Annotated in this window: 25 protein-coding genes and 1 pseudogene; 10 read left to right on the plus strand and 16 right to left on the minus strand. The window is 70.4% G+C overall.

Annotated features, from left to right (window positions below; genetic code table 11):
- Nucleotides 1-132: 132 nt before the first annotated feature.
- On the minus strand, nucleotides 133-774 hold the full coding sequence (locus ACFYQA_RS32545) for a DUF6230 family protein (protein WP_388925688.1): 642 nt from the start codon (nucleotides 772-774) through the stop codon (nucleotides 133-135).
- Nucleotides 775-1,420: 646 nt separating this feature from the next.
- Nucleotides 1,421-2,407: a tetratricopeptide repeat protein gene (locus ACFYQA_RS32550; protein ID WP_388925691.1), complete on the minus strand. Its 987-nt coding sequence runs from the start codon at nucleotides 2,405-2,407 to the stop codon at nucleotides 1,421-1,423.
- Nucleotides 2,408-2,734: 327 nt separating this feature from the next.
- On the opposite strand from ACFYQA_RS32550, the gene ACFYQA_RS32555 reads away from it, so the two are divergent.
- Nucleotides 2,735-3,370, plus strand: a complete 636-nt coding sequence (locus ACFYQA_RS32555) for a TetR/AcrR family transcriptional regulator (protein WP_388925694.1) — start codon at nucleotides 2,735-2,737, stop codon at nucleotides 3,368-3,370.
- A 75-nt stretch (nucleotides 3,371-3,445) separates the two neighbouring features.
- Here ACFYQA_RS32555 and ACFYQA_RS32560 read toward each other — a convergent pair whose 3' ends face one another.
- From ACFYQA_RS32560 to fxlM, 8 genes are all read right to left on the minus strand, one after another.
- Nucleotides 3,446-5,146, minus strand: coding sequence for a methylmalonyl-CoA mutase (locus ACFYQA_RS32560; protein WP_388925697.1), 1,701 nt, complete (start codon nucleotides 5,144-5,146; stop codon nucleotides 3,446-3,448).
- Nucleotides 5,147-5,273: 127 nt separating this feature from the next.
- The gene (locus ACFYQA_RS32565) at nucleotides 5,274-5,612 is read right to left on the minus strand and encodes a DUF3817 domain-containing protein (protein ID WP_388925700.1); all 339 of its coding nucleotides are present in this window, start codon (nucleotides 5,610-5,612) and stop codon (nucleotides 5,274-5,276) included.
- Nucleotides 5,613-5,815: 203 nt separating this feature from the next.
- Nucleotides 5,816-6,289 carry a hypothetical protein gene (locus tag ACFYQA_RS32570; RefSeq protein WP_388925703.1) on the minus strand — a complete coding sequence of 158 codons (474 nt, stop codon included), beginning with the start codon at nucleotides 6,287-6,289 and terminating at the stop codon, nucleotides 5,816-5,818.
- Between the two features lie 191 nt (nucleotides 6,290-6,480).
- Nucleotides 6,481-7,626, minus strand: a complete 1,146-nt coding sequence (locus ACFYQA_RS32575; RefSeq protein ID WP_388925705.1) for a thiopeptide-type bacteriocin biosynthesis protein — start codon at nucleotides 7,624-7,626, stop codon at nucleotides 6,481-6,483.
- Nucleotides 7,608-8,840 (minus strand): lanthionine synthetase C family protein, encoded by a 1,233-nt coding sequence (locus ACFYQA_RS32580; protein ID WP_388925708.1) that lies wholly within the window; start codon nucleotides 8,838-8,840, stop codon nucleotides 7,608-7,610. The genes ACFYQA_RS32575 and ACFYQA_RS32580 overlap by 19 nt, the downstream gene beginning before the upstream one ends.
- On the minus strand, nucleotides 8,837-11,908 hold the full coding sequence (locus ACFYQA_RS32585) for a lantibiotic dehydratase (RefSeq protein ID WP_388925710.1): 3,072 nt from the start codon (nucleotides 11,906-11,908) through the stop codon (nucleotides 8,837-8,839). The genes ACFYQA_RS32580 and ACFYQA_RS32585 overlap by 4 nt, the downstream gene beginning before the upstream one ends.
- A gap of 92 nt (nucleotides 11,909-12,000) precedes the next feature.
- The gene (locus tag ACFYQA_RS32590; RefSeq protein WP_388925713.1) at nucleotides 12,001-12,192 is read right to left on the minus strand and encodes an FxLD family lanthipeptide; all 192 of its coding nucleotides are present in this window, start codon (nucleotides 12,190-12,192) and stop codon (nucleotides 12,001-12,003) included.
- Between the two features lie 52 nt (nucleotides 12,193-12,244).
- A complete protein-coding gene (fxlM, locus tag ACFYQA_RS32595; RefSeq protein ID WP_388925716.1) occupies nucleotides 12,245-13,480 on the minus strand; it encodes a methyltransferase, FxLD system in 1,236 nt (411 codons plus the stop codon).
- Nucleotides 13,481-14,233: 753 nt separating this feature from the next.
- On the opposite strand from fxlM, the gene ACFYQA_RS32600 reads away from it, so the two are divergent.
- Entirely contained in the window at nucleotides 14,234-15,406 is a 1,173-nt protein-coding gene (locus tag ACFYQA_RS32600) for a helix-turn-helix domain-containing protein (protein ID WP_388925719.1), read from the plus strand.
- A 58-nt stretch (nucleotides 15,407-15,464) separates the two neighbouring features.
- Here ACFYQA_RS32600 and ACFYQA_RS32605 read toward each other — a convergent pair whose 3' ends face one another.
- On the minus strand, nucleotides 15,465-15,974 hold the full coding sequence (locus tag ACFYQA_RS32605) for a MarR family winged helix-turn-helix transcriptional regulator (protein ID WP_388925722.1): 510 nt from the start codon (nucleotides 15,972-15,974) through the stop codon (nucleotides 15,465-15,467).
- Between the two features lie 162 nt (nucleotides 15,975-16,136).
- Here ACFYQA_RS32605 and ACFYQA_RS32610 point away from each other — a divergent pair, with 162 nt between their 5' ends.
- Genes ACFYQA_RS32610 through ACFYQA_RS32620 form a run of 3 tightly spaced genes read left to right on the plus strand, consistent with a single transcriptional unit; the run spans nucleotide 16,137 to nucleotide 18,234 of the window.
- Nucleotides 16,137-16,901, plus strand: coding sequence for a hypothetical protein (locus ACFYQA_RS32610; protein WP_388925725.1), 765 nt, complete (start codon nucleotides 16,137-16,139; stop codon nucleotides 16,899-16,901).
- Entirely contained in the window at nucleotides 16,898-17,578 is a 681-nt protein-coding gene (locus tag ACFYQA_RS32615) for a DUF4166 domain-containing protein (RefSeq protein WP_388925727.1), read from the plus strand. The genes ACFYQA_RS32610 and ACFYQA_RS32615 overlap by 4 nt, the downstream gene beginning before the upstream one ends.
- Nucleotides 17,575-18,234, plus strand: a complete 660-nt coding sequence (locus ACFYQA_RS32620; protein WP_388925730.1) for a TetR/AcrR family transcriptional regulator — start codon at nucleotides 17,575-17,577, stop codon at nucleotides 18,232-18,234. Before ACFYQA_RS32615 ends, ACFYQA_RS32620 begins: the two co-directional genes overlap by 4 nt.
- A 69-nt stretch (nucleotides 18,235-18,303) precedes the next feature.
- On the opposite strand, the gene ACFYQA_RS32625 is transcribed toward ACFYQA_RS32620, so the two are convergent.
- Together ACFYQA_RS32625 and ACFYQA_RS32630 are read right to left on the minus strand one after the other, a co-directional pair.
- Nucleotides 18,304-18,615, minus strand: coding sequence for an MTH1187 family thiamine-binding protein (locus ACFYQA_RS32625; protein ID WP_388925733.1), 312 nt, complete (start codon nucleotides 18,613-18,615; stop codon nucleotides 18,304-18,306).
- Entirely contained in the window at nucleotides 18,612-18,956 is a 345-nt protein-coding gene (locus ACFYQA_RS32630) for a DUF3817 domain-containing protein (protein WP_388925736.1), read from the minus strand. The genes ACFYQA_RS32625 and ACFYQA_RS32630 overlap by 4 nt, the downstream gene beginning before the upstream one ends.
- 342 nt (nucleotides 18,957-19,298) lie before the next feature.
- On the opposite strand from ACFYQA_RS32630, the gene ACFYQA_RS32635 reads away from it, so the two are divergent.
- From ACFYQA_RS32635 to ACFYQA_RS32650, 4 genes are all read left to right on the plus strand, one after another.
- The gene (locus tag ACFYQA_RS32635) at nucleotides 19,299-19,931 is read left to right on the plus strand and encodes an AIM24 family protein (protein ID WP_388925769.1); all 633 of its coding nucleotides are present in this window, start codon (nucleotides 19,299-19,301) and stop codon (nucleotides 19,929-19,931) included.
- A 1-nt stretch (nucleotide 19,932) separates the two neighbouring features.
- Nucleotides 19,933-20,583: an AIM24 family protein gene (locus tag ACFYQA_RS32640; RefSeq protein WP_388925739.1), complete on the plus strand. Its 651-nt coding sequence runs from the start codon at nucleotides 19,933-19,935 to the stop codon at nucleotides 20,581-20,583.
- Entirely contained in the window at nucleotides 20,580-21,392 is an 813-nt protein-coding gene (locus ACFYQA_RS32645; RefSeq protein ID WP_388925742.1) for an AIM24 family protein, read from the plus strand. Before ACFYQA_RS32640 ends, ACFYQA_RS32645 begins: the two co-directional genes overlap by 4 nt.
- 101 nt (nucleotides 21,393-21,493) lie before the next feature.
- Nucleotides 21,494-21,970, plus strand: a complete 477-nt coding sequence (locus tag ACFYQA_RS32650) for a MarR family winged helix-turn-helix transcriptional regulator (RefSeq protein WP_388925745.1) — start codon at nucleotides 21,494-21,496, stop codon at nucleotides 21,968-21,970.
- A 73-nt stretch (nucleotides 21,971-22,043) separates the two neighbouring features.
- Here the strand turns inward: ACFYQA_RS32650 and ACFYQA_RS32655 are convergent, their stop codons facing one another.
- Entirely contained in the window at nucleotides 22,044-23,588 is a 1,545-nt protein-coding gene (locus ACFYQA_RS32655; protein WP_388925748.1) for a sensor histidine kinase, read from the minus strand.
- Entirely contained in the window at nucleotides 23,585-24,307 is a 723-nt protein-coding gene (locus ACFYQA_RS32660; RefSeq protein ID WP_388925751.1) for a response regulator transcription factor, read from the minus strand. The genes ACFYQA_RS32655 and ACFYQA_RS32660 overlap by 4 nt, the downstream gene beginning before the upstream one ends.
- A 116-nt stretch (nucleotides 24,308-24,423) precedes the next feature.
- Between ACFYQA_RS32660 and ACFYQA_RS32665 the strand changes: the two genes are divergently transcribed.
- Entirely contained in the window at nucleotides 24,424-25,185 is a 762-nt protein-coding gene (locus tag ACFYQA_RS32665) for a PepSY domain-containing protein (protein ID WP_388925754.1), read from the plus strand.
- Between the two features lie 24 nt (nucleotides 25,186-25,209).
- On the opposite strand, the pseudogene ACFYQA_RS32670 reads toward ACFYQA_RS32665, so the two are convergent.
- A pseudogene (locus ACFYQA_RS32670) lies at nucleotides 25,210-25,331 on the minus strand (methylmalonyl Co-A mutase-associated GTPase MeaB); the annotation flags it as partial.

The raw sequence follows: 25,331 nt of genomic DNA on the forward strand, positions 1-25,331 counted from the left end.
GCCGGAAAGTCTGAGTCTGTGCAAACGCCCGGGTACGAAGCACCGGGCTGGGTGTGCGGGGCGGAGAAGCAAAGCCTCCCCGCCCCTGCTCGGCCGCTCAGCCGGCCGAGGACGTCTCCGGAGCGGAGACCGTCAGTAGCACTCCATCTTGGGGTCCGCGCCCAGACGCATCTTCAGGCCGCTGAGCTTGAACGTCCCGGCCGTGGTCGCCCACGCGGTCTGCTTGACCCCGTAGAGGTCGACCTTCTCCGCCTGCTGGGCGAAGCCACCCGGCAGTACGTTCTCGCCCTGCTTCACCGCGGGCCCGCGGGTCTTGTCCTTGACCGCAACACCGATGTCGATGTTGGTGAAGGTCGCATCGGCCTCGAGCTGAGCGACGTCGATGTAGAGGTTCTTGGCCTCGACCTTGTTCTTCTCGTTCGGACCCGCGTCCAGACGAAGGTAGATCGTCCCTATGCCGGGAATCTTCGTCTTGACGGACTGACACATCTTGGTGATCTCGGCACGGTCGAACGACGAGATCGCCACCGGGTGCTGGGTCTTCTCGTCACCCGCGGTCGACGAGTAACCGGTGTCGATACCGCCGTACTGGGCGAAGCCCCATCCCTCAAGATGCTGGGCCGTCACCTTGAAATCCTGGCCGGAGACGCTGAACGACGCCGCGAGGGCGCCCTGCGCCAGGCCGATGCCCACCGCGGCCGTGGCGACCACGCTGGGCACCATGACCACGGCGAACCGCTTCCATCTGGTCCCGCCACGCACCTGGGACTCCATATTTCCTCCTTCTCGGACGTACATCTCCTGCTCTGACGCGTCGCCAGTCGGCGTACTGCCGGGCAGGGATGGGAGAAGCACTACGTCCTCGGGAAGGAGAGCGCCGCGCTCGGCAGCGCGCGAAGCGCCCGAATCACCGGCGATCACCCCCGAGCGACAACCACTGGTCGCGCCTGACACACATCACGCACAACCTGCTGGACAGGCTTCGCCGGGCGGGCGAAGACCCCCCTGTCCAAGAACCGGCTCCACTGCCGCCGGTTCTGCTCGGTGGGGACCCAGGAGCACCCGCGTCCCGACCGGATGTCGGGGTACGGGCAATGGACCGAGCGTCGCCGATCGTGGTGCATTCTCGTCGCCCGCACAAGGGGGTTCATTACTTGCCAGTAACGACCGGACGACCGAGGGGCGACCCCCCGGTACCGGACAGCGACCCTGGGTATCCCGGAGGGGGCCCACAAAACAGTTGATCGATGGACAGAATCCGACAGATCAACGCGGTTGACTTACTCGCAGTAATAGCGGCCGCGATCGCCAAGTTTTGGCAAAACGCGGCCGCACCGGCCTCCGTCGGCCATTCCTTCACTCGGGCATCGCTCGTCCGGAAACCACCCTTCGGGGACCGGAAACCAGGTGCCCGCCCCGCTCAGAACAGAGCGCGCGCCAGCGACCTGCGCGCCGCGACGACCCGCGGGTCCTCGGCACCGACCACCTCGAACAGTTCCAGCAGCCGTACCCGTACGGCATCGCGGTCGTCGCCCGCCGTACGCCCCACCGTCTCGATGAGCCGGCCGAAGGCGTCCTCGACATGACCGCCCACCAGGTCCAGGTCGGCGGCGGTGATCTGCGCCCCGATGTCCTTGGGGTTGCCGGCGGCGTCCGCACGCACCTGCTGCGGGTCCAGGCCCTGCACCCGCTGGAGCAGCTCGGCCTGGGCGAGACCCAGCTGGGCCTCCGGGTTGCCCGGGTCGTCGGTGAGCACGTTCCTGTAGGCCTGGATCGCACCGCCCAGGTCACCGGCGTCCAGTGCCCGCACCGCGGCCTCCAGCAGGGCGTCGTACGGACCGACGGGCTCCTCGGCCTCCGAGGCGGCACCGCCACCCCCGCCCCCGGGCACGGCGTCGGGGTCGACGGTGAGTCCGGTCAGGCCGAAACGCTCCTCGGCGACCTGCACCAGCTGGTCCAGGGTCTGGCGGATCTGCGCCTCGCCCGCGGCCCCCTGGAAGAGCGGCAGCGCCTGTCCGGCCACCACCGCGAACACCGCCGGGATCCCCTGGATCCCGAACTGCTGCATCAGCATCTGGTTGGCGTCGACGTCGATCTTGGCGAGGAGGAAGCGCCCGTTGTACTCGACGGCGAGCCGCTCCAGGACAGGGCTCAGCTGCTTGCAGGGCTCGCACCACTCGGCCCAGAAGTCGATGACGACCGGGACCTCGGCGGACCGCTGCAGGATCTCACTCTCGAAGCCGGCCTCGTCGACGTCGATGACGAGGTCGGCCGGGGAGACGGCGCCCCCGCCACCCTGCCGGACCGCTTCCGCGCGGGTCTGCTCCGCCTTCGTCTTGGCCTCTTGGGCCGCCTTCACCGCGGCGAGGTCGACGACTCCGCTCATGGACATGTTCCGTGGCTGCATGCGTCTATCCTCCCCCGTACCCCACGCGTCTGTGAAAAGCACCCGAAAACCCGGATGTCCGGGCGTTGTTGGTCGCCGTACTGCCGGGCGCCGGGTCCCCACCCCACGCCGGTGGTCGTCGCTCGAGCGCGTCGGCCGCCGAGCGACCCCACGCTTTCGCTACGAGCCGTAGCGTAATACGGGACAGGGAGTACGGGGCAGCCCGCCCCGGTGATCTCCCTCACGGGCGCCAGGGCGGGCGCGGGCACACGGGAACGCATGGGCACACGGGAACGCATGGGCACACGGTCCCGGGGGCGCGCACAGGGGAGCGGTTATGGTCGTGCGATGCAGAGCCGCACGACCGCCGGCCTTCCCGGCCGCCCCGGACGCCCGCGCAGTGCCGCCGCCGACGCCGCGATCCTGGCCGCGACCCGGGAGGCACTGGTCGAACTGGGGTGGTCCAAGCTCACCCTGGGCGACGTCGCGAGCCGCGCGGGGGTCGCCAAGACGACCCTCTACCGGCGCTGGGCGGGCAAGAACGAACTGGTCGTGGACGCGGTCGCCGAGCTCTTCGACGAACTCGAACTCCCCGACCGTGGCAGTCTCGCCGCGGACGTCGAGTGCGTGGTCCTGCAGTTCGCGGCGCTGCTCTCCCGTCCGGAGGCCAGAAGCGGGCTGATGGCGGTGATCGCGGAGTCCACCCTCGACGAGGCGCTGCGCGAGCGCATCCGCGTATCGATCGTCGAGCGGCAGAAGCGCCTGGTCCTCACCGGCCGGGCGCGCGCCCAGGAGCGGGGCGAGCTGCCGCCCGAACCGGACCCGGACGAGACGGCCCGCACCGTGGGCCTGATCTTCGACATGGTGGCCGGCGCGGTGGTGCACCGCACGCTGGTCAGCGGGCAGCCGGTGGACGAGGAGTGGGTGCGCGGCTTCACCCGGGTCCTGCTGTCGGGCCTCGTCGCGGCCGGCACCGGCCCGTAGCGGGAGACGCCCCGCTGCCGGGTCGGGTCCGTGCGCCGTCCGGTCATCCGTCCGTCCGGCCATCCGTCCGTTCGGTCAGAAGCCCGCGGGCTCCGTGTACACCCCCCACTCGTCCCGCAGCGCGTCGCAGATCTCGCCCAGGGTGGCCTCGGCGCGTACGGCGTCCAGCATCGGCTCGATCATGTTGGCGCCGGAGCGGGCCGCGTCGAGCATGCCGGCCAGGGCCGTGCGGACCGCCGCGTCGTCGCGGGCGGCCTTGCGCTCGCCGAGGGTGCGTACCTGCTCGCGTTCCACCTCGTGGCTGACCCGCAGGATCTCCAGGTCGCCGGTGACCGAGCCGGTGTGGACGTTGACGCCGACGACGTTCTTGTCGCCCTTCTCCAGGGACTGCTGGTAGCGGAACGCCGCCTCGGCGATCTCGCCGGTGAACCAGCCGTCCTCGATGCCGCGCAGGATGCCGGAGGTGATGGGGCCGATCGGGTGCCGCCCGTCGGGGTGGGCGCGCAGGCCGCGTTCCTTGATCTGCTCGAAGATCCTCTCCGCGTCCGCCTCGATCCGGTCCGTCAGCTGTTCGACGAACCAGGAACCGCCGAGCGGGTCGGCCACGTTGGCGACGCCGGTCTCCTCCATGAGCACCTGCTGGGTGCGCAGGGCGATCTCGGCGGCCTGCTCGCTGGGCAGCGCGAGCGTCTCGTCCAGGGCGTTGGTGTGCAGGGAGTTGGTCCCGCCGAGGACGGCGGCGAGCGCCTCGACGGCGGTGCGCACGACGTTGTTGTACGGCTGCTGGGCGGTCAGCGAGACGCCCGCGGTCTGGGTGTGGAACCGCAGCCACTGCGCCTTCTCGCTCTGCGCGCCGTACACGTCCCGCATCCAGCGGGCCCAGATGCGGCGCGCGGCGCGGAACTTGGCGATCTCTTCGAAGAAGTCGAGGTGTGCGTCGAAGAAGAAGGACAGACCGGGGGCGAACACGTCCACGTCGAGTCCGCGGCTGAGCCCCAGTTCCACGTACCCGAAGCCGTCCGCGAGCGTGTACGCCAACTCCTGGGCGGCCGTCGATCCGGCCTCGCGGATGTGGTAGCCGGAGACGGAGAGCGGCTTGTAGGCGGGGATGCCGGCCGCGCAGTGCTCCATCAGGTCGCCGATGAGGCGCAGATGCGGCTCGGGCGTGAAGAGCCACTCCTTCTGGGCGATGTACTCCTTGAAGATGTCCGTCTGCAGCGTGCCGTTGAGCACGGCGGGGTCCACGCCCTGGCGCTCGGCGGCGACGAGGTACATGCAGAAGACGGGCACGGCCGGCCCGCTGATCGTCATCGAGGTCGTCACGTCCCCGAGCGGGATGTCCTTGAACAGGACCTCCATGTCGGCGGCCGAGTCGATGGCCACCCCGCAGTGTCCGACCTCGCCCAAGGAGCGGGGGTCGTCGGAGTCGTGTCCCATGAGCGTGGGCATGTCGAAGGCGACGGACAGTCCGCCGCCGCCGTTACGGAGGATCATCTTGTAGCGCTCGTTGGTCTGCTCGGCGTTCCCGAACCCGGCGAACTGCCGGATCGTCCAGGTACGCCCCCGGTAGCCGGTCGGATACAGGCCGCGGGTGAAGGGGTACTCCCCCGGCCAGCCGATCCGCTCGAACCCCTCATAGGCGTCACCGGGCCGTGGCCCGTACACCGGCTCCACGGGGTCGCCGGAGAGCGTGGTGAAGTCTGCGTCGCGCTTGCGCGCGGCGTCGTACCGGGCCTGCCAGCGACGGCGGCCCTCCTCGATGGCGTCAGCGTCCATACCCTCGAATTTACTTGGACGTCCTAGTAAATGTCGATGGCCCACCGCCGCACGTTGCTCCGTACGGCGGTGGGTCCGGCGACGGCGCGGGGCCGTGAGGCCCCGCGGTGACGCCGACGCCCGGTGGTTACGCCTTGGCGGTCGCGGGCGTCTCGGCGGCGAATGCCGACCCCAGCTCGCGGGAGATCCTGCGCTCGACGAAGAACGCGGCCGTCGGGACGGTTCCGGCCAGCAGCACCCAGATCTGCTTCTTGACCGGCCACTTCAGCTTGGAGCCGAGGTCGAAGGCGAAGATCAGGTACAGGACGTACAGCCACCCGTGGGCGATGCTGACCACCTGTGTGAAGTCGGCCGCGCCGCCCATGCCGAGCAGGTACTTGCCGATCATGCCGAAGGTCAGCAGAACCAGCAGGACACCGGTGACGTAGGCCATGACCCGGTAGCGGGTCAGCACGCTTCGTTTCATGGAGCCGAGCGTAACGGTCCGTTCCGGCGGGTCCCGGCCCGACCCCCGGTGCCGTCGGTCACTTCTCCTCGAAGCCCCGCTGCCCGAGGCAGCGGGCCGAGGGGAGCGAACGCCGGCACACTTCCCCGGCACTGTTTCCGAGATCGTCGGCGGCTCGGCGGCTTACTCCTCGGGAAGTGCAGGCCATCGCATTGCGGCGGTGATCAGCGGGTGGCGCCCTCCGGCCACAGGACCCGTACCGGGGTGCCGCTCCGCTCCGCGTACGAGACCACGTCCGCGGTACCGCCGAAGCCCCGGGCGGGCTTGCCGTCCCACACCGCGAGGAGTTCGTCGGACAGACCCACGAGGACCTCCGAGCCCGCCATGTGCGCCTCGGACGTCGACTCGTCCATGCCGGTCTCGTGGACGTCGGATGCCTGCCCCAGCAGGGCGTCATAGGTGGCATGGTGCCACTCCGGGAGAGCATCTCGGTACCCAGCCGCTGGAATGACCACCTCAAGACGGCCGCCGTGCTTCACCACGGCTTCGGCGAACCACGCGTCGGGGCCGTCCGCGATGCACGAAACGCCGACCAGATCGGCGTCGTCGTAGGCGCTCACCGCCTCGTCGAGCATCTCCCGCACGCGCCGCTCCACGTCCGCGCCGAGTCCGCGGTGACCGGTGATTCCCACCCGCATGCCCGTCCTCCTGGAGATAGACGCCGTGCAGGCGTTCGTCGAAGTCGCGCACCACCTTGAGCGGCGCGTCGGTCGTGAGGGTACGGCGCACGGCGCGGGCCCGTTCCACGATGTGCCCGGACTTGTACGTCAACCACCCGGCGAGGCTCTCGGCCTCGCCGCCGACTGCCGCGAGTCGGTTCCGGCCGCCGTCACCGGTCACCGTGCCGGTGATGCTCTGGATCAGCCGCATATGTGACTTCACCGCTCCGAGTACCGGTCGGGCCGTCGTCTCGCAGATCGTGGCCAACCTTCAACGGCTTCTTTCGCTCCAGGGACGGAATCACCGCGCCGGGCGTTACAGGCGATTCGTCACCCGTGCTTCTGTGCAGAATCGCCGCCTTCGCGGCCCACGCCAGAACGCTCTGTCCCCGCATGGACAGACCTAGCCGGTTCCAGTGGAAGATCACGTGGTAGCCGAGCACCTGCCTCAGCCCTCGGTCGAGCGTGCCCGCTCCGACCGCGCAGCCGAGTTCCTCACCCGCGCTCCGGAAGGCGGCGGCCCACCTGGCGACGGGCTCCAACGATCCGCCCGCACGCAGCAGGATGTCGGTGTCGGCTCGGAGCAGGGGCAGGATTTCCTGGGCGCGGGCGTTCAGACGGTCTTCCGGGACATCGCCGAGGGCCGATCGATGTTCGTCCGTGATCACGCGGTGCCAGACATCCGCCTGCTCGTACCACTCAAGTCCGGCGGCGCGCATCATGATCGTGCAGAGGAGGACGGACAGCTCCCGAGGCCCCACGGCCAGGTCTCGACGGTGCTTCAACTGCTGCGCCTCGCGGCTGTCGGTGATGAACAGGGCGTGCACAGCCGGCATGACGGCCGCACCCCCGAAAGCCGCGGTTTCCGGCTCGTAGATGCCCGGCCACCACCTTTGAAGGTGCCCCTCTGCGACAAGGCGGTCGAAGCCGCTGCCGACGGTCGTCTCAGCCCGGATCTCAGGGCGTCGGCGGAGCCGCAGGCGCCAGCAGGGGTGCTTTCTGGTGTACCACCAGCCGTCGACGGCGCCGGTGCTCTCTGCCTCGCGCAGCACAGGCAGGACATGCGTGGTGAAGGTCGTGTCAGCGTTCGCCCAGTCGGTGAAGTGCAGGTATGCCTGCCACCAGTCGGTGGTGGAGGCGTGGAGGTCCAGGGCTTCTCGGCCGGCCTGGTCGTAGACGGCCATGGCGTCGGACAGGATCGCGGCGTCGATCCGATACCGGCGTGCGGCCTCGGCGACCGGCTGGCCGGTGAGGACAGCACGGACCGCGCACTGGATCGGGCTCGGCTTCGTCCGGGTCAGTCGATCAGGAGACATGCGTCCCATCCGGTGGTCGGGGCCTGCTGAGAGGCGTAGGTGGTGAGGGCGAGTGCGGTGCCTGCGTCACCGTTGATCAGCCCGGCCGCCGGAAGGCCACCGGGCCGGGCCTGCGCGGCGAGGATGTCGCCGAGGCGATCCGGCAGGGCCTGAAGGCGGGGGTCGAGGGCATCGGCGGCAGCGCGGACGGCCGTCTGGTAGATGCCCGCCCATCCATGGCAGAGGCCGGCGTCGGTGACCCGGGCACACTGTTCGGGGTCGGTCAAAGCCCGGTACAAGGCATCCTCGTAGAACGCCTGGACGTCGAGGGCCCGCAGGGCGAGCCCGGCGAGTTGCCCGGCCCGTGCGATGCCCGCCGTTCCATAGCACCAGCTCGGCCGGGCGGGTGCGTCGTGGTGGGGGCGTCCGCGGTCGAGGTCGCGGCGCGAGATGTGCTCGGGCCACCAGGGGCCGCCGGGGCCGTGCCGGCACCAGGTGTCGAGGTGCTCACAGATGGTCCACACGGCTTCTCGGTGGCCGCTGACGGTGATGCCGCGGCGCAGGGTCTGGGTCAGGAGGAGGAGCGGGCCGGTGATGCCGTGCGCGGCACCGAAGTTGCCGTGTCCGCCAGGGAAGCGGGGGGATTCACCGCGGGCGGGGTCGTGGCGGACCCACCAGCCGGGCAGGCCGCGACCGCCGGAGGCCAGCGGGCGGGTCAGAGCAACGAGGTACCGCAGGACCCGTTCCAGAGCGGTCCCTTCGGGTGCGGTGCGCAGGAGGTAGGCACCGATTCCGGTGAGGCCGTAGAGGAGGTCGTACTCGGCGAACGTGGGCAGGTTGCGGCTGCTTATGCGGGTGAGCGCGGTGTCGACACGGCGGTGGGTGAGCTCGGTGATGTGCTGGTGGAGGGTCTTGCGCGCCGGGTCGTACAGGTGCTGGAAGGGCGGCGGAACGGTGGTGAGGAGGAAGCCGACAGCCGGGGCGCCGAGGAACAGCCCGGTAGTGTCGGCCGCGCTGATGTGACCGGAGGCTGCGGCAGTGATCCACCGGTGGGCGGGCCTCCAGGAGCCGCCGTATCGGCTGGCCATCTCGACGTGCAGCAGGCCGATCCCGGCGGCGCCGTCGGCGAGGGACTGCACCTCCCAGGGCTCGTCCGGGAGTGGCTGAGCGGGTTCTGCCAGATGGGCGGTGCACTGCTCCAGGATCGCCGGGGCAGTGACGGCCCGCGCGGTCATCGGCTCGCCATCCGGTGCTCAAGGGCCCCCATGCGTACGAGCCGCAGCGTGGCCGCCTCGGCGCTCGGGCTGACGCCCAGCGCCCGGACATGATGCTGGTGCAGCAGGGTCCGGGCGACGGTGAGCGGGGCGCGCTCCCCGGCCAGGGCCTCTCGGTAAGTGTCAAGGACAGCAGCACGGGCCTGCCATGATTCGGTGACCGAGGAGCCGCCGGGAAGAGTGGCGAACACCCCGGAGGCGCCTTCGGCTGCGGAGAGTTCGAGCACCTGGTTACGCAGATCCCGGTCCAGCCGCCCGGTGCCCTGGGGGAGATTGTCCACCAGCCACTCCTCGGCCTCGGTCACGCTGGGTGCGAGGTGGGTGATCAGGTTCAGGACGCTGGCTGCGGCGAGGGCCTGTGGGGCGAAGGCGTCGGTGCGCTCGGCGAGCCGGATCTGTGCGAGGGCAGCGGCCGAGTCCGCCGCGAAAACCTGGTGCGCGGCGTCCATGGCCGCTGGACCACCGAAGCGCCCGGTCTGCGGCTGGTAGGGAGCCAGGACGAGCCCGGACGCCAGGCCGAGCCCGTGCAGACTGTCCGCCCAGGTACCGATGTGATGAGCCGCGGTCCCGTACGCGCCCGGCGGCAGCTGCAGCGTGAGGTCGAGGTGCTGGTCGGCGTCCGGGCGGGCCATCTCCCGGTGCCGGGTGAACCACCAGGTCGGCAAGATCTCTCCCAATGCGGCAAAAAGGCGGGGCAGGTGCCGGCTCAGGATCTCGTCGTAGCGGTGTGGGTGGGCGTGGAGCTGCGCGTGGAGGACATCGCCGGCACCGGGAAGACGACGCCCGTCGGCGGCCGGTGCGGCGGCTCGTAGCCGGGGCTTGCCGGCGGTCTCAGGCTGGGACCGGCCGAGGGAGAGCCAGATCTCGTGCGTTCGCCCGATCCAGCCGTGGGCGTCGCCGTCCGGGACTTCGCGCAGCTCCAGGCGCCGGGTGTTGTCGAGGCGTGCGCGCAGCACCCGGCGGTGGACCGGGTGGGACAGGTCGAGGGGAAGGCGCTGGTCGTGCTCGATCATGGCGACCTGCATCGGTACCCGGAGCCGGTCCCGCCAGACACCGAAGGCGTGTTCCCACTGCTCAGTGAGGGCTTTGCGGCCGGGCAGGTCGTCGGCCATCAGCAGCCACCGGGCCTGGGTGAGGATGGTGCGGCGGTAGCGCACCCGTGGCAGGTACGGGAGCCGCGATCCGGCGCCGAAGTCGAACGGCTTGTAGGCGGCGGACCGCGCGTTGGCCACCTCGGCGAGAAAGCGGGCCAGCGGCGGGGTTTGGGTCCCGCCCTCCAGAGCGTGCAGGACCCGCACGTCGATGCGTTGGCCGGTGGTGAGCCGCACCAGGTGAAAGCTGCGTGAGTCCGCGGTGACGGCGATGTCGGCGAGTTGGATCGTCGTCTCGTCCGCCTCGCGATGGCCTGACAGCTCGATGACGTTCGGCAGCAACCGCTGTGTACGGGTGACGTTCTCATTTCGGCGGCGCCGCGGCGGAAACACCAACTGTGCGGGGAGGACGCCCGGGGCGCCTTGGTAGGTGGCGGCGAGGGCGTCCTGTTGTTCGGGCGGCAAGACATGGGCGAACCGGCCGGCCATGCTGCTGCCCGGCCGCGGCGCCGCGGTCAGCAGCACGTCGAAGGAGCCTCGTGCCAGAGCCGTGGTGGTGCGGGAGTGGACTTCGAAGGCGGCCTCCACCCGGGGCACGAACAGGCGCTCGTCACTTCCGGCGGCCTTCTCCAGGGCATTGACTGTCGCGTCCGTCAGCCGGAGTTCCTCGCGGCCGTCCATGAGGACTTCCTGCACCAGGGCAAGCAGCAGTTCGTCGCGGTCGGTGAGCGGCTTCGGGGCGGCGCCGCGCTCGGAGCCGACGTACCCGGCAGGCAGGCCCAGGCCGCTGTCGGAGACCAGGTCCATCACCGGCACCAGGGCGCTGACGCCGTATCGGGCCCGGAACCGGCGGTGGTAGTCCTGCCAGTGCCGGTAGCCATAGGGCTGCGGCGTGGCCCGGTACAGGGCCGAAACGGCTGCTTGCACTTCCGCGATCACGGCCTGCGGGAGCTGTACTTCGCAGTCGAGGGCGGTGTCGATGAGCAGCGGTGTCGGGGTGACGGTGGTGAGGGCGCGCATCCGCGCGGTGACCGTGTTCATGTTGGTGGTGCCGGAAAGCGTCGGCTGAGGGGAGGACACGTCCTCGCGCACCGTGTACAGCGCGTGGACCAGATCCCGCACCTCCGGGATGCTGTCCGCCTGGCACCGGTCCAGTTCGCGGCACAGGTGTTGAAAGGCATCCACGGTGGTCGCGGGCGCCCACAGGCTGCTGATGAGGAACTGCTGCTCGACCAGGCCCATGAGGAGAGCGTCGATCCTCTCCGTGGTGGCCTGCGGGAAGTTGTCGCGCAGGTGGGCGTGGAGGTCGCCGTAGGAGATGGGTTCTCGGGTCGCATCCATCGCGGCGGCCACCGGCCGGGTGTTGCGGACTGATACCTCGACCGGCGCCAGGAAGAGGGCATGGCCGTCGGAGGGCGGGCCCGGCGCCACAAGCCGGTCACCGCGCGGATATGCGGCGTTGTTGGCTAGGAGCGGTAACCGCATCAGTAACGCTGGGCTGCGCTGGAGGCGCAGGACCATGTCGGTGACCCATTCGGCGTCCGGCCGGATCGTCGCGTGGTGCTTGCCGCGCCATCGCACGCCGGCCCGCGGCCCGACGGACACGGGGGCGGTACCGGCGAACAGGCCGAGCGGAGTCGGCCGGTGCTGCCACCGCAGGAGGTAGCAGACCGTCGACAGCGCGGTGCGGCGAACATGCCGGGGCTCGGTCTGCCGGCCGCGGACGACGGTCTCGATGGCGTGGGAAAGCGCGGGGGTGGCCGGCTCCAGCGCGCTGCGGAAGTCTTCGCGCTGCCAGACGCGGTTCAGCCAAGCACGGGTGCAGGCCACGTCGTCGAGGTCGAGGGTGCGGGGTACGTCTGCCGGTCCGTGGCTGGTGGTGGCGCGCAGCATCGCGGCGCCTTGCCACTGGTAATCGGCGACTGCTCGGGAAGCCATGAGGCCCTTCCTTCAGGCGGGGCGCGGGAGGAAAGAGGTGCTGGTGGGCCGGACGCAGCGCTTCGTCCGGCCCACCAGACAGACGGCCTGGATCAGGCCGGGTCCTCCACGAAGGAGTTGCAGGCGGAGGAGCCGGTCGCGCAGGTGGTGCCGCAGCCGTCGCCGGTGGTGCACATGAGCTTGCCGTGCGGGTACTCCGCGACGACGACCTTCACGTCCAGGGGCGCGAAGTCGTCGTCCATGTCCGCCAACGCGGCGGGCGGGGTCAGGGTGGCGCTCGTCATGGTGGTGCCCTTTCTCTTCTTCGGGTGGTGCGGGACGGCCTGGCTCCCGGCGTTACGCCGAGGGCCAGGAGAGCGAGATCCGGCTGTGCGCCTTGTCGATGACCCGGTCGGCCGTGATCTGGTCGTCGGGGGTGCCGGCCGGATGGACACGGATGACCGGGCCGGGGCCGCCGCGCCGGTTGGTCTCCCAGTCACGGAGCACGTCAGCGGTCTTGTCGGCGAGCTGCTTCGCATTCGGGCCAAGGGCATGTACGCCGTACTCGACGTGCTTGTTGTCCTCGGTGCGGCGGGTGACGAGGTAGGCGAAGGTGTCGTCCTCGACGGCAGCAAGGGCGAACCGCTTGTTCGAGGGGGCGACCACGCCGGTGTCCAGGTCGTCGTCGACGGCCATCGTGCAGAAGCCCGGCAGGCTGATCGCCATTGCCATCTGAAGGGTGTCAAGGAGTTCTTGGAGGCCGATGGTGACGCCGGTCCACTGCTCGTGGCGTGGTGTCGTGATGGCGTTGTCCAGCCGTTGCGGGTCGGCCGGCAGGCCGTCGTCGAACCGCAGTCCGATCTCCGGGGTACCGTTGACCAGCAGAAGTTCTTCCCGGTGGGCGGTCGAGCCCTGCATGGGAACAAAGCCGCAGATCCGCGCCGACTCGCTCTCCAGGTAGGTGCCGTGCTCGCCCGTAACCTGAGTGAAGGCCACCGACCGGGTCAGGCCCCGCATCCGCAGCGGCACCACGAGCCGGCCGCCGTCCTTGAGCTGCGCGGTCCAGGCCGGGGAGATGTCCCAGGCTCCGGCGGTCACCATGACGACATCGACCTCACCGAGGTCCAGGATCGGTTCGGCCGCGTCCGCGGTGACGACGCGAACCCTGTCGTAGCCGTGCTCGTCCAGGAGCCGCCGAGCGCGCTCGGTGACATCGGCGTCGATGTCCGCCGTGACGACTTCGCCGCCCTCACCGACGAGTTCGGCAAGGTAGACCGCGTTCAGCCCGCCCGAGCCGATCTCCAGCACCCTCATGCCGGAACGCACCTGGGCCTGGTCCAGCATCATGGCCTGGATCTGCGGAGCGGAGACGGAACTGAGCTGCACCCCGTGCTCGTCCGTCTTGGTGATCACGGCGGCGTATGTTCCGTACGCCTTGTTCAGCGGCGTGTCGGGGGTGAACTCGTGGCGGGGGATCTTGCGCATCGCTGCTTCGATCTCCGGAGAAGAGATCGTGCCGTCCGCGCACAGCTCGTCCACCACGAGGTTCCGCAGGCGGGTCGCCTCGTCGGGCTCGACGGTCGTTTTAGTCATGAACTTCCTTCGGTCGTACGTGTTGGGGGTAGGTCCGGGGGGTGCGTGGTGAGCCGCGCGGCCTCCCTGCCAGGAGCCTCAACTGTGCTGCCCGCCCCGGTGCCGGGGCGGGGTGGTGCCCCGCCTCCCTGCCGCGATCTTCCGTTGGGGAGCCATCGGATCGGTTGTGCAAGAAGGCGGGAGCTTGGCGTTCAGATACGGTCCCTCGCGGCGCAGTACTGCCACACCATGTGGTCCAGCTCGGCGATTCGTGTCGCGCAGCCATAGAGCGGGGCCTGTAACCCGGAGGAGACGACGGGACCGACCCAGGCCACGGTGACGTTCGGGCGCCGGCAGTGCAGCCGGCACGTGCCGGTGCCTCAGGGGCTGTCCTACAGCCGACGGTTCTCGGAGTCGGAGGCGTCACACGCCATGCGTCCGGCAGTGCTCATCGGGGTGCGTCGGCAAGGCCGCGGAGACGGTGCCGAGGGCACCTGCAGGGCGGCCAGCCGTCGGTGAGCGGGATCGTCTTGATCGGCGTCACCTCGTGCTCCTCGCGGATCACGACTCTCTTGCCGTCTGGAGTCACCCGGTACACCGCCACGGTCATCATGTCAGTCCTCAGCTCGCGGACGTGCCGTTGTTCGCTGTCTGTAACTAGTCAACGACACACTGGATGAGCGAAGGTGCACAGAAAGTACACAGAGCATCGCGTGGGTAGTCGTGGGCTGAGAGCATGAAAAGCAGGAGCATCCGACCGGGAAGACATCACGTATGAGCGCAGAGAGCACCACCCCTGGGCCGGGCGCCAACGTCAAAGTTCTGCGCGTGCAGCGCGGCTGGCTGCAAGACCACCTGGCCGCCAGATCAGGAATGTCGAAGTCCATGCTCGGCAAGATCGAGCGGGGTGAGCGCCCGCTGACGCAGAGCATGGGCGCGGCATTGTCGAATGCTTTCGGGATCACGCTTGACGAGTTGCTCGGCCAGAGCCCTGTCGCCCCGGGTGAGGAGGACCGGCTGAAGGAACTGCGGAGTGCCATGCGGCGCTTCGGTCTGCCCACGGATGAGCCGGTGCGCGCCGAACTTCTGGAGCAGGGCCTGGCGGAGCTCTTCCAGCTCCGCAGCAACGCCGACCTGGCCGGGGTGACACAGCGGTTGCCCGGTCTGCTGCGTCGGGTGCAGGGTCACGCGCACGCGACGGGCCTGCCGGAGCACTGGGCGCGTGTGGCTGACGTTTACAGCGCGATCTACTGGCTTGCCGCGCGGCACCGCTGGATGACGCTGGCGGAATTGGCGGTGGTCAAGCAGCAGCAGGCAGCAGAGCGGGCGAACGCGTTGGCTCGCGCTGTCGCGGCCCGGGACGAGGCCGGCACGTTCCTCAACGGTGGAGACTTCGCCGGCGGTCTTGCCGTGGTCGACCAGGCGGTGGTTGCGGCCGAGTCGACGATGTCGGGCCGGGCCCGCAGCCTGGGGCTGGGGCTGCTGCATCTGCGGGGGATGACGCTCGCCGGCCGGCTGAAGGACAAGAAGACCGCGCAACGACACATCGCGGCGGCACTGAAGGCGGCCGAGGTCATCGACACCGACGTGGACGTCAACGGCATGCAGTTCGGACCGGAGAACACCGCAACGCATGTGGTGGCGACCAACGCGGACCTGAACAGGCACGCGGACGCTCTGGAAGCCGGGGAGAGGTACCTACGGGAAAGCCCCACGCTGCCCGCGACGCGCATCGGACCGCTGCACATGAACGTGGCTCGGTCGAAGCTGGCGCTCGGGGACCGCGATGGGGCGGTGGACTCCCTCGCCGATGCGTGGAAGGCGACGCCTCAGATGGCGAAAGTGCACCCGACCTTCCAGGAACTGAGCCGGGTGCTGGTGTCGCTGCACAAGCGGAGCAACCCGAAGGTGTCCGTGTTGGCGAGGCGGGCGGGGATCGCCTTGTAGGAGGGTCAGTAGCCGCCGAGGCGGTGGCTGAGCGCTGCCACTCCCGCTGCGGCACCCCTCACCTCTCCTCGAAGTCCCCCGCCGCGAGACGCAGCGGCCGGAGCATCGCGAACAGTTCGGTGCATCCCGCGGCGTCATAGGCGCCGAGGCCGAAGTCCATCGCCATCAGGTCGCGGGTGGCCGCCTCGACGACCTCGCGGCCCTTGTCGGTGATGCTCGCGAGGGTGCCGCGGCCGTCGTTGGGGTTGGGGCGCTTGTCGACCAGGCCCGACCGCACCAGCCGGTCCACGGTGTTCGTCACGGACGTGGGGTGCACCATGAGCCGCTCGCCGATCTTGGACATCGGCAGCTCGCCGGCCTTCGAGAAGGTCAGCAGCACCAGCGCCTCGTAGCGCGCGAAGGTGAGCCCGTACGGCTTGACGACCGCGTCGACCTCGGCCAGCAGGATCTGGTGGGCGCGCATGACCGAGGTGATCGCGGCCATGGACGGCACGCTCCCCCAGCGCTGCTTCCAGAGTTCGTCGGCGCGGGCGATGGGATCGAACGAGAGACTGAGCGGCTTCGGCACGGCCCCGACCCTACCGGCCGGTCATATCTTGGTCAGCCCTGTCTCGCCCTTCGATCGGAGCCGGTGCGCCACCCTCCCGTTGAGCGATCGCTCAAAACAACGTACGCTCCCCATCGCAGAGTTTGAGCGATCGCTCAAACACGCTGTTGACAGGGGGTCGGCGTGAGGCTGTACATAGAGACGCGGGTCCGCGCGGAGCTCGACGAGCTGTGGGCGCGCACCCAGGACCCGGCCGAGCACCAGCGCTGGGACCTGCGCTTCACCGAGATCCGTCATCTCCCGCGTGCCGGGGGTGAGGACGAGCCGCGGCACTTTCGCTACGCCACCCGAGTGCTGCCGTTCCTCACCATCGCCGGCACCGGCGTCTCGGCCGGTGAGAAGGAGCGCCCGGACGGCACCCGCACCTCCGCGCTCCGCTTCTCCTGCCCGCACCCGCTCTCCCTGCTCGCGGACGGCAGCGGCTACTGGCGCTACCTCCCCGACGGGACCGGGGAGGGGGACGGGGGCGGGGTGCGTTTCCTGACCGGGTACGACTACCGACCCCGCTGGGGTGCCGTCGGGGCGCTCGCGGACCGGCTGGTGCTGCGCCCCCTGATGGGCTGGGCGACGGCCTGGTCCTTCGACCGGCTCCGGATCTGGCTGGAGCACGGTGTCACCCCCGAGCGCGCCCGCCGCAACTGGCTGACGGAACTGGCGCTCCGGACGGCGGTGACCGCCGTCGCCGGCACCGCCCTCGCCCTGAAGCCGGTCGCCCTGCTCGGACCCGCGGGAGCCTTCCTGTCCCCGCTGCTCCTCGTGGCGGCGATCGCCGCCGCGCTCCTCGCCCCGCCGCTGCCCCGCACCCCGGCCGCCCGCCGCTGTCTGCGCACCCCACCGGACCCGGTCCGCCCGCCCCGGCTGCTGCGCACCCTGGAGACTCCGCGATGACCTCGATCTTCCGCACCGTGATGGGCGCCGGCTTCGATCGCCTCCACCCCGAACTGCGGCGCCGCTTCTCCGTCGGCCTGACGAGTGGCGAGGCATGTACGGGCCACGGCGTGATGGACCGCGTCTGGCACGGCGGCGCCTTCGTGAAGCCGTTCCTGGCGCTCGGCGCGACCCGGAACATCCTGCTCCCCCGGCAGGGCCGGCACATCCCCTTCACCATCGAGAACGAGCCGTACTCCGACGGCTTCGGCCGTGAGACGGTGACCTTCGTGCGCACCTTCCAGCTGCCCGGCCGCCCCCGCCGCTTCGACGCCCAGATGGTGCTCGGGCCCCGGGGCGACCGCATCGTCGACTACCTCGGCACCCACCAGCACCTCGCCACCGAGCTCCGCTTCCACGCGGAACCCGATGGTTCCCTGCTGATCCGCTCGGGCGAGCACCGCTTCCGGGAAGGCCCGGTGGACGTGCGCGTGCCCGAGACCGTCGGCGCGAGGGCCGAGGTGCGCGAGTCCTACGACGAACGCGCCGGCCGCTTCCGGATCCGGGTCGACGTCACCAACCGCCGCTTCGGGCCGCTCTTCGGCTACGAGGGTTCCTTCACCGCCGTCTACAGCGACATCCGCGCGTGCGGGGTGCGCCCCGGTCTGCGTCCGGTCCGTGAGGAGCCGCGCGCGTGAGCCCCGCCGACGGCACCCGAACCGCAGACAGCACCAGGACGAAGCTGCTGGAGGGCGCCCTGCGCACGCTCGCCGAACAGGGCATCGCCAAGGCCTCGGCACGGACGATCGCGACGACGGCCGGGGTCAACCAGGCACTGGTCTTCTACCATTTCGGCTCGGTGGACGAGCTGCTCTCCGCCGCCTGTCGCCACGGGGCCGAGCAGCGGGTCGCCCGCTACCGCACCCGCCTCGCGGAGGTCGGCTCCCTCACGGAGCTCCTCGCCTTCGGGCGGGAGATGCACGACGAGGAGCGCGCCGCGGGTCAGGTGGCCCTGCTCGGGCAGCTGCTGGCCGGCGCCCAGACCCACGACAGCCTGAGGGCGGCGACGTCGGCGGGGCTCGACCTGTGGATCGTGGAGATCGAGAAGGTCCTCGAACGGGTCCTGCCCGGCACCCCGTTCGGTGAGTTCACCGACGCCGGCGGGCTCGCCCGCGCGGTGGCGGCGTCCTTCGTGGGCCTCGAACTGTACGAGGGGGTGGATCCGGCGGGGGCGGGAGCGGCGCTGGACGCCCTGGAGCAGCTCGGGGTGCTCATCGCCGCCCTGGACGGTCTCGGCCCGGTCGCCCACCGCGCGGTACGCCATCACCTGCGCCGCACGGCCGGGCGCGGCTGAGGGGCGGGGGAGGCACGGGACACGGCGAGGGGCGCGGGGTGCCAGTGGCGCCCCGCGCCCCTCGCCGTACTACGCGCTCTCGTCCGCGCCCCGGCCCAGGTACCGCTCGACGGTCTCGACCTTGGAGGCGAGTCCGTCCTCGATCCCGGGCCGGATGTCCGCCTTGAGGACCAGGGACACCCGCGGGGCGCGCGCCTCGACCGCCGCCACGGCGCGCTTCACGACGTCCATCACCTCGTCCCAGTCGCCCTCGACCGAGGTGAACATGGCGTCGGTGCGGTTCGGCAGCCCGGACTCACGGACCACCCGCACGGCGTCGGCGACGTACTCCCCCACGTCCTCGCCGACACCGAGCGGCGTCACGGAAAAGGCGACGATCACGCGCTCACGACCCCTTCCTTGCCCGCGCGGGACGCGATCACCGCGTCCTCGGTCTCCCGCTTGAGCCGGCGCTCGGCGAAGAAGCCGCCGGTGGGCAGGACCGACATCAGGAAGTAGAAGACGGCGGTCTTCAGCGGCCACTTGGCGCGGTTCCAGGCGTCGGCCCAGAAGAGCACGTACACGACGAAGAGGAACCCGTGGATCGCGCCCAGCGCCGGGACGGCGTTGAACTCCGTGGTCCGCTTCAGGACCGAGGCGACGAGGAGGAGCAGGAACGAGATCGCCTCGGGGCCCGATACCAGGCGGAGGCGGCGGAGGGCACTGGCGGTCTTGAGGTCCACGGATCACCTTCGGTGGGAGAGACAGCGGTGTCTACGAGTCGTACCGGGCCCGGCGGCCCGATCCGTTGTCCTGTGCCTGACGCTTTGTGAACGCACGCACAAGCGTCCCCCATTGTGGCAAACGGCGTTCGCGATCACCGGAGGGGGCCCGTGTGCGACACGGTCGGCCACCCGCTCGCACGCACGCCCGCACGCCCGGGACCCTCCCCGGCGGCGACGCGGTCGGCGCGGTCGACGCGGTCGCCGCGGTCGACGCGGCCCCTAGGGGGATTTTCAGGGAGTGTCTCCCCCGACAGGGCCTGTTCCGGCGACGGGGCTGCGGTTACCGTCACACACGTGGCGATGTTCCGACTTCAGGGCAGCAAGGTGCTCGCCGTCGAGATGACCGGGGACGCCGTGAAGGCGAAGAACGGCTCGATGGTCGCGTACGACGGTGACATGGCGTTCAAGAAGCTCACGGGCGGCGGGGACGGCATCCGGGGGATGGTGACCCGGCGGCTGACCGGTGAGCAGATGACGGTGATGGAGGTGAAGGGGCGCGGGGTCTGCTGGTTCGCGGACCGGGCCGCCGAGATCAATCTGGTCGGACTCCAGGGGGACACGCTCTACGTGGAGTCGAGCAACCTGCTGGCGACCGACGGCGGCCTGCGCACGGGGACCAGCTTCACCGGTCTGCGCGGCGCCTCCCAGGGCAACGGGCTGTTCACGACCACCGTCGAGGGACACGGTCAGGCGGCGATCATGTCGGACGGGCCCGCGGTACTGCTGCGGGTCGCTCCGCAGTACCCGCTGACCGTCGACCCCGGCGCCTATGTGGCCCACCGGGGAAATCTTCGCCAGTCCCTCCAGTCCGGGGTGACGTTCCGCACGCTGCTCGGGGAGGGCGGCGGCGAGGCCTTCCAGATGCGGTTCGAGGGCGACGGGCTGGTGTACGTCCAGCCCAGTGAGCGGAACACGATCGCGGGAGACGTCTGACATGCCCTTCCAGGAGATCAACTCGAAGGTCGTCGAGGCGACCTTGGTGCCCGGTCAGCGGCTGTTCAGCCAGCGCGGTGCGATGCTCGCCTACCGGGGCGAGGTCGCCTTCACCCCCAACACGATGGGCGGCCAGGGCGGGCTCCGGTCGATGATCGGCCGGCGGGTGGCGGGCGAGGACACGCCCCTGATGACCGTCGAGGGCAGCGGCACGGTCCTGTTCGGGCACGGCGGCCACCACATCCAGGTGATCAACCTCTCCGGGGACACCCTGTACGTGGAGGCGGACCGCCTGCTGGCGTTCGAGGGCACGCTGGAGCAGGGCACGATGTTCCTGGGCTCGCAGGGCGGGGTGATGGGGATGGTCCGGGGCCAGGTCTCCGGGCAGGGCCTGTTCACCACCACGCTCAAGGGTCACGGCTCCGTGGCGGTCATGGCGCACGGCGGCGTGATCGAGATCCCGGTCACGCCGCAGCGCCCGATCCACGTCGACCCGCAGGCCTACGTCGCCCATCACGGCGACGTCCGCAACAAGTTGTCCACCGCGCTCGGCTGGCGGGACATGGTGGGGCGCGGCTCCGGCGAGGCGTTCCAGCTGGAGCTCAGCGGCAGCGGCGCGGTGTTCGTCCAGGCGTCGGAGGAGAAGCTTTGAGCACCTACGGAACCCCGGGCGCGGGCCCGCAGCCCGGCGTCACGGTCTTCGACCCGACGACGCTGCCGTCCGACGACAATGTCGATCCCTACACCTTCTGCGTGGAACTCGCCGGGAGCCAGTGGTTCCTGCAGAAGGGGAAGATGATCGCCTACTACGGCACGATCGAGTTCAACGGCATCGGGCACGGCCGGCTCGACCGACTTGTCCGTACGTCGTTCCATTCGCCTCTGCACGCCAGTGACTGGGTCGTGGCGGAGGGCTCGGGCAAGATGCTCCTCGCCGACCGGGCGTTCGATGTGAATGCGTACGACCTCGAGGACGGCAATCTGACCGTTCGCTCGGGCAATCTGCTCGCTTTTCAGCCAAGCCTGTCGCTGAAGCAGTCGATCGTGCCGGGTTTCCTGACACTCATCGGAACCGGAAAGTTCGTGGCCGTCTCGAACGGCCCCGTGGTGCTCATGGAACCCCCGCTCCGGGTGGACCCGCAGGCGCTGGTCGGGTGGGCGGACTGCCCCTCCCCGTGCCACCACTACGACCACGGGTACATGACCGGCGTGATGGGCGGTCTACGTGCACTGACGGGCCTCGGCGGGGCCTCCGGCGAGGAGCACCAGTTCGAGTTCGTCGGAGCCGGCACCGTACTGCTGCAGTCGTCCGAGTCGCTGATGCCGGAGCAGGCCACGGGGGCCACTCCGCAGCAGGCGGGAGTGCCCGGCGGCGGAGGTACCGGAGCGCACGGGCAGGGCGCGGGGGCACCGCGCCTTCCCGGACAGCTGGGGGACCTCCAGCGTCGCTTCGGGCTGTGAGCGGTAGTCTGCGGAGTGTGACATCGAACGCGTGCACGCCGTTACCGTCACAGAAAATCCCTCACTAGTTCGCCTTTCAACTTCTTAGGTAGACTTCATTCATGGAGACCGAGACGGCCACGCGCTGGCTGACCAATGCGGAGCAGTGCGCCTGGCGCACCCACCTGGAGGTCAACAGGCTGCTGACGTACCAGCTCGAGAAGGACCTGCAGCCCTTCGGCCTGACAATGAACGACTACGAGATTCTGGTGAACCTCTCCGAGGCGGAGGACCGCCGGATGCGGATGAGCGATCTCGCCGCCGCCACCCTCCAGTCCAAGAGCCGTCTCTCGCACCAGGTCACCCGCTTGGAGAACGCGGACCTGGTCCGGCGGGAGCACTGCGAATCAGACCGGCGCGGCCTCTTCGCCGTCCTCACCGACCACGGCATGGAGACCATGCAGAAGGTCTCGCCCCATCACGTGGCGTCGGTGCGCCGACACTTCATCGACCTGCTCTCCCCCGAGACCCTCGGCGAACTGGACAAGGCCCTGAAGCCCATCGCGGAGCATCTGCGCGACCAGCGCGGGCGTTTCTGAACCGGGGACCGTCCGAAACGGGGACCGTCCGAGTCGGTGACCCGGCCCGGTGGTGGTGTTCCACCGGGTCAGGTCAGGTCCCTCGGGCAAGCGGCAGCCGGAGTTCGAACAGGGCTCCGCCCGAGGGTGCCGCACCGGCCGTGAGCGTCCCACCGTGCCGTACCGCGACGTCCCGCGCGATGGCGAGGCCCAGACCGGCCCCGCCGTCGTCGCGGCTGCGGGCGGCGTCCAGCCGGACGAACCGCTCGAAGATCCGCTCCCGGTCGGCCTCGGCCACCCCGTCGCCGTCATCGGCGACCGCGAGCACCACCCTGTCGCCCTCCCGCCGCACGCTCACCGAGACCGTCTCGCGGGCGTGCCGGCGTCCGTTGTCGAGCAGGTTGCCGAGCACCCGGCCCAGCTGCCCCCGCGACCCGGCCACCTCCGCCGATTCCGCCGACTCCGCGTCCACGGTCACCCCCGTCCGTCCCGCCGCCTCCTCGCGGGCCAGCGCGGCCAGGTCGACCCGCGCGTCCACGGGCCGCTCCCCCGCGTCCAGCCGGGCGAGCAGCAGCAGGTCGGCGGCGAGGTGCTGGAGCCGCACGGTGTCCTGGACGGCGCCGTCCAGGTCGAGGAGGTCGGGGTGGGCGGCGGCCACCTCCAGCTGGGTGCGCAGGGAGGCGATCGGGCTGCGCAGTTCGTGCGAGGCGTCGGCGACGAACCGCCGCTGCCGCTCCACGGACGTCTCCAGGGCGGCGAGCGTCTCGTTGGTGGTGCGGGCGAGCCGGGCGATCTCGTCGTGGGTGCCCGGTTCCGGAACCCGGCGCGTGAGGTCCTCGGACGCGGTGATCGCGGCCATCTCCTCACGGATGCCGGCGACCGGGCGCAGGGCACGCCCGGTGACCACCCAGGTCATCCCGGCGACCAGCGCCGCCAGCAGCGGGAAGCCGATCAGCATCACGGTCAGCGCGGTGCGTACGGCGCTGTGCTCGGCGGCCAGCGGGGCGCCCGCGTAGACGGTGAGCAGGCCCCGGTCGTGGGTCCGCACGTCGACGGCCGCGAAGCGGTAGTCGGCGGTGTCGTCGCCGATCGTCGCGGCGCCGCTGCCGTAGGTGGCCTGCCGGCTGGTCTCGCCGGGGGCGAGGGACGGGGCGGCGTCAGCGGCGTCCTGCGACTCCTCCGCTTCGTCCGAGCCGTCGGGGCCCTCCGTTTCGTCCTCGTCTTCGTCCTCTTCGTCTTCGTCCTCTTCGTCTTCGTCGTCTTCGTCATCGCGGGCCGGGGGCGAGAGTGAGGCCGAGGCGGAGGGCATGGGCGACGGCCGGGGACTCACCTCGTCGGTGGCCGTGCCGTTGATCCACTGCAAGCCCTCGGCGGCCTTGACCAGGTTCCCGTCCTCGTCGACGATCTGCACCGGCCCGGCCTCGCCGTCCAGCCCCGACAGCTCGTCGTACGGGGTCCGCTCGGCGAGCTCGGAGGCGACCGACCGCGCCTTGTGCTCCGCCTCGGTGGCCGCCTCGGCGGTCAGGTTGGAGCGCAGCGCCTGCAGGACCGCGGCGCCCGTGACGACGAGGGCCACCACGACCACGAGCGTGGCGCCGAGCGTCGCGCGGGAGCGGACCGAGCCGAACAGGCGGTTCACGGCGCCGTCTCCAGCCGGTACCCGGCGCCGCGCACCGTCCGGATCAGCCCGGCGCGCAGCTTGCGGCGCAGGGCGCTGACGTAGACCTCGACGATGTTCGGGTCGCCCTCGTAGGCGAAGTCCCAGACGTGCTCCAGGATCTCCGGCTTGGACACCACCTCGCCGGCCCGCAGCACCAGCTGCTCGAGCACGGAGAACTCCTTGGCGGTGAGCGTCACCTCGTCCTCGGCCAGGAAGACCCGGCGGGCGGCGGTGTCCATTCTCAGGTCCCCGAGCACATGCACCGGCGAGGACCCGGCGCCCTGCCCCCGGCGGCGCAGGAGCGCCTTGACCCGGGCGACGAGGACTACGTAGGAGAACGGCTTGGTGAGGTAGTCGTCGGCGCCGGTGTCCAGGCCCTCGGCCTCGTCGTACTCGCCGTCCTTGGCTGTGAGCATCAGGATCGGCACGTCGTGTCCGGCGGCGCGCAGGGCGGCGCAGACGCGGTAGCCGTTGAGGCCCGGCAGCATGATGTCGAGGATCACGAGGTCGTAAGTGCCCTCGGTGGCCCGGTGCAGGCCCTCCCGGCCGTCGTGGACGACATCCACGGCGTACCCCTCAGCGGTCAGACCCTTGGCGAGTGACAGGGCCAGCCGCTTTTCGTCCTCGACTATCAGAAGTCGGAAGGTGTGGCGCGAAGCGCCTCCGGCAGGGTGGTGGTGGGCGACGGGTGGGCGCATGCGCACAAGGGTCGCAGAGCCAACCTGAAGATCACTTCAGGCGATTTCAGGTTCCTCTCAGCATTGATCAGCGAGATTGAGGACGTCGAAAACGCAGCGACTGGGGAGGAATCCACATGAAGCGCAACATCGTGATCGCCGTCGTCACCGCCGCGGCACTGGTCGGCGGAGGCACCGCGACGGCCATCGCGGTCTCGGGGGACGACGAGCCGACGAGCACGAACCAGGTGGACACGTGGGCATCGGACGACGACGACCGCGCCGGCGACCGCGACGACCGGCGTGGCGACGACGGTGACGACGACCGCGACGACCTGGACGACCTGGACGACGACGACGCTCGGGCGCTCTCCGCGGACGTGACCGCCGCCGAGGCCGTCTCCGCCGCGCTGAAGCACCGGTCGGGCACCGCGGTCTCCGTCGAGATGGACGACGACGATGACGACGAGCACCGCGGCAAGGCGGCCTGGGAGGTCGACATCCTCGGCGGCGGCGACACCTGGTACAGCGTGTGGATCGACCCGAGCAGCGGTAAGGTCCTGGGCTCGGAACGGGACGACGATGACGACGACGCCGCCAAGGTGCGCGCCGCCCTGAAGGGCATGTCGGTGACGGCCGAGGAGGCCGCGAAGGCGGCGGCCGCCAAGGGCACCGTGACGTCGGTGGACCTGGACGACGACGACACCAAGGGCTGGGAGGTCGAGACGGTCACCGCCGGCGGGGACGACCGGGAGTGGCTGGTCGGTCCGAACAGCGGCAAGGTCACCGCGGACGACGACGACTCGGACGACCGCGACGACCGGGGTGACGACGGGCGTGACGACGACGCCGATGACCGGAACGACCACGACGGTGACGACGACCGCGACGACCGCTGAGCGGAGATCCGGGCGGATCTCCGAAGCGACCACGTGAACCGGGAGGGCGGTGCGGGCCAGCCGGCGCTCCGCCAGGACTCCGTGCTCCTCCATCCACGCGTGGTGCTTCTCCAGGGCTTCGACGACCTCGTCGACGCCCTCCCCGC

It is taken from the genome of Streptomyces sp. NPDC005774, from assembly GCF_042871645.1.
In the GTDB taxonomy this organism is placed as follows: Bacteria; Actinomycetota; Actinomycetes; order Streptomycetales; family Streptomycetaceae; genus Streptomyces; species Streptomyces pratens.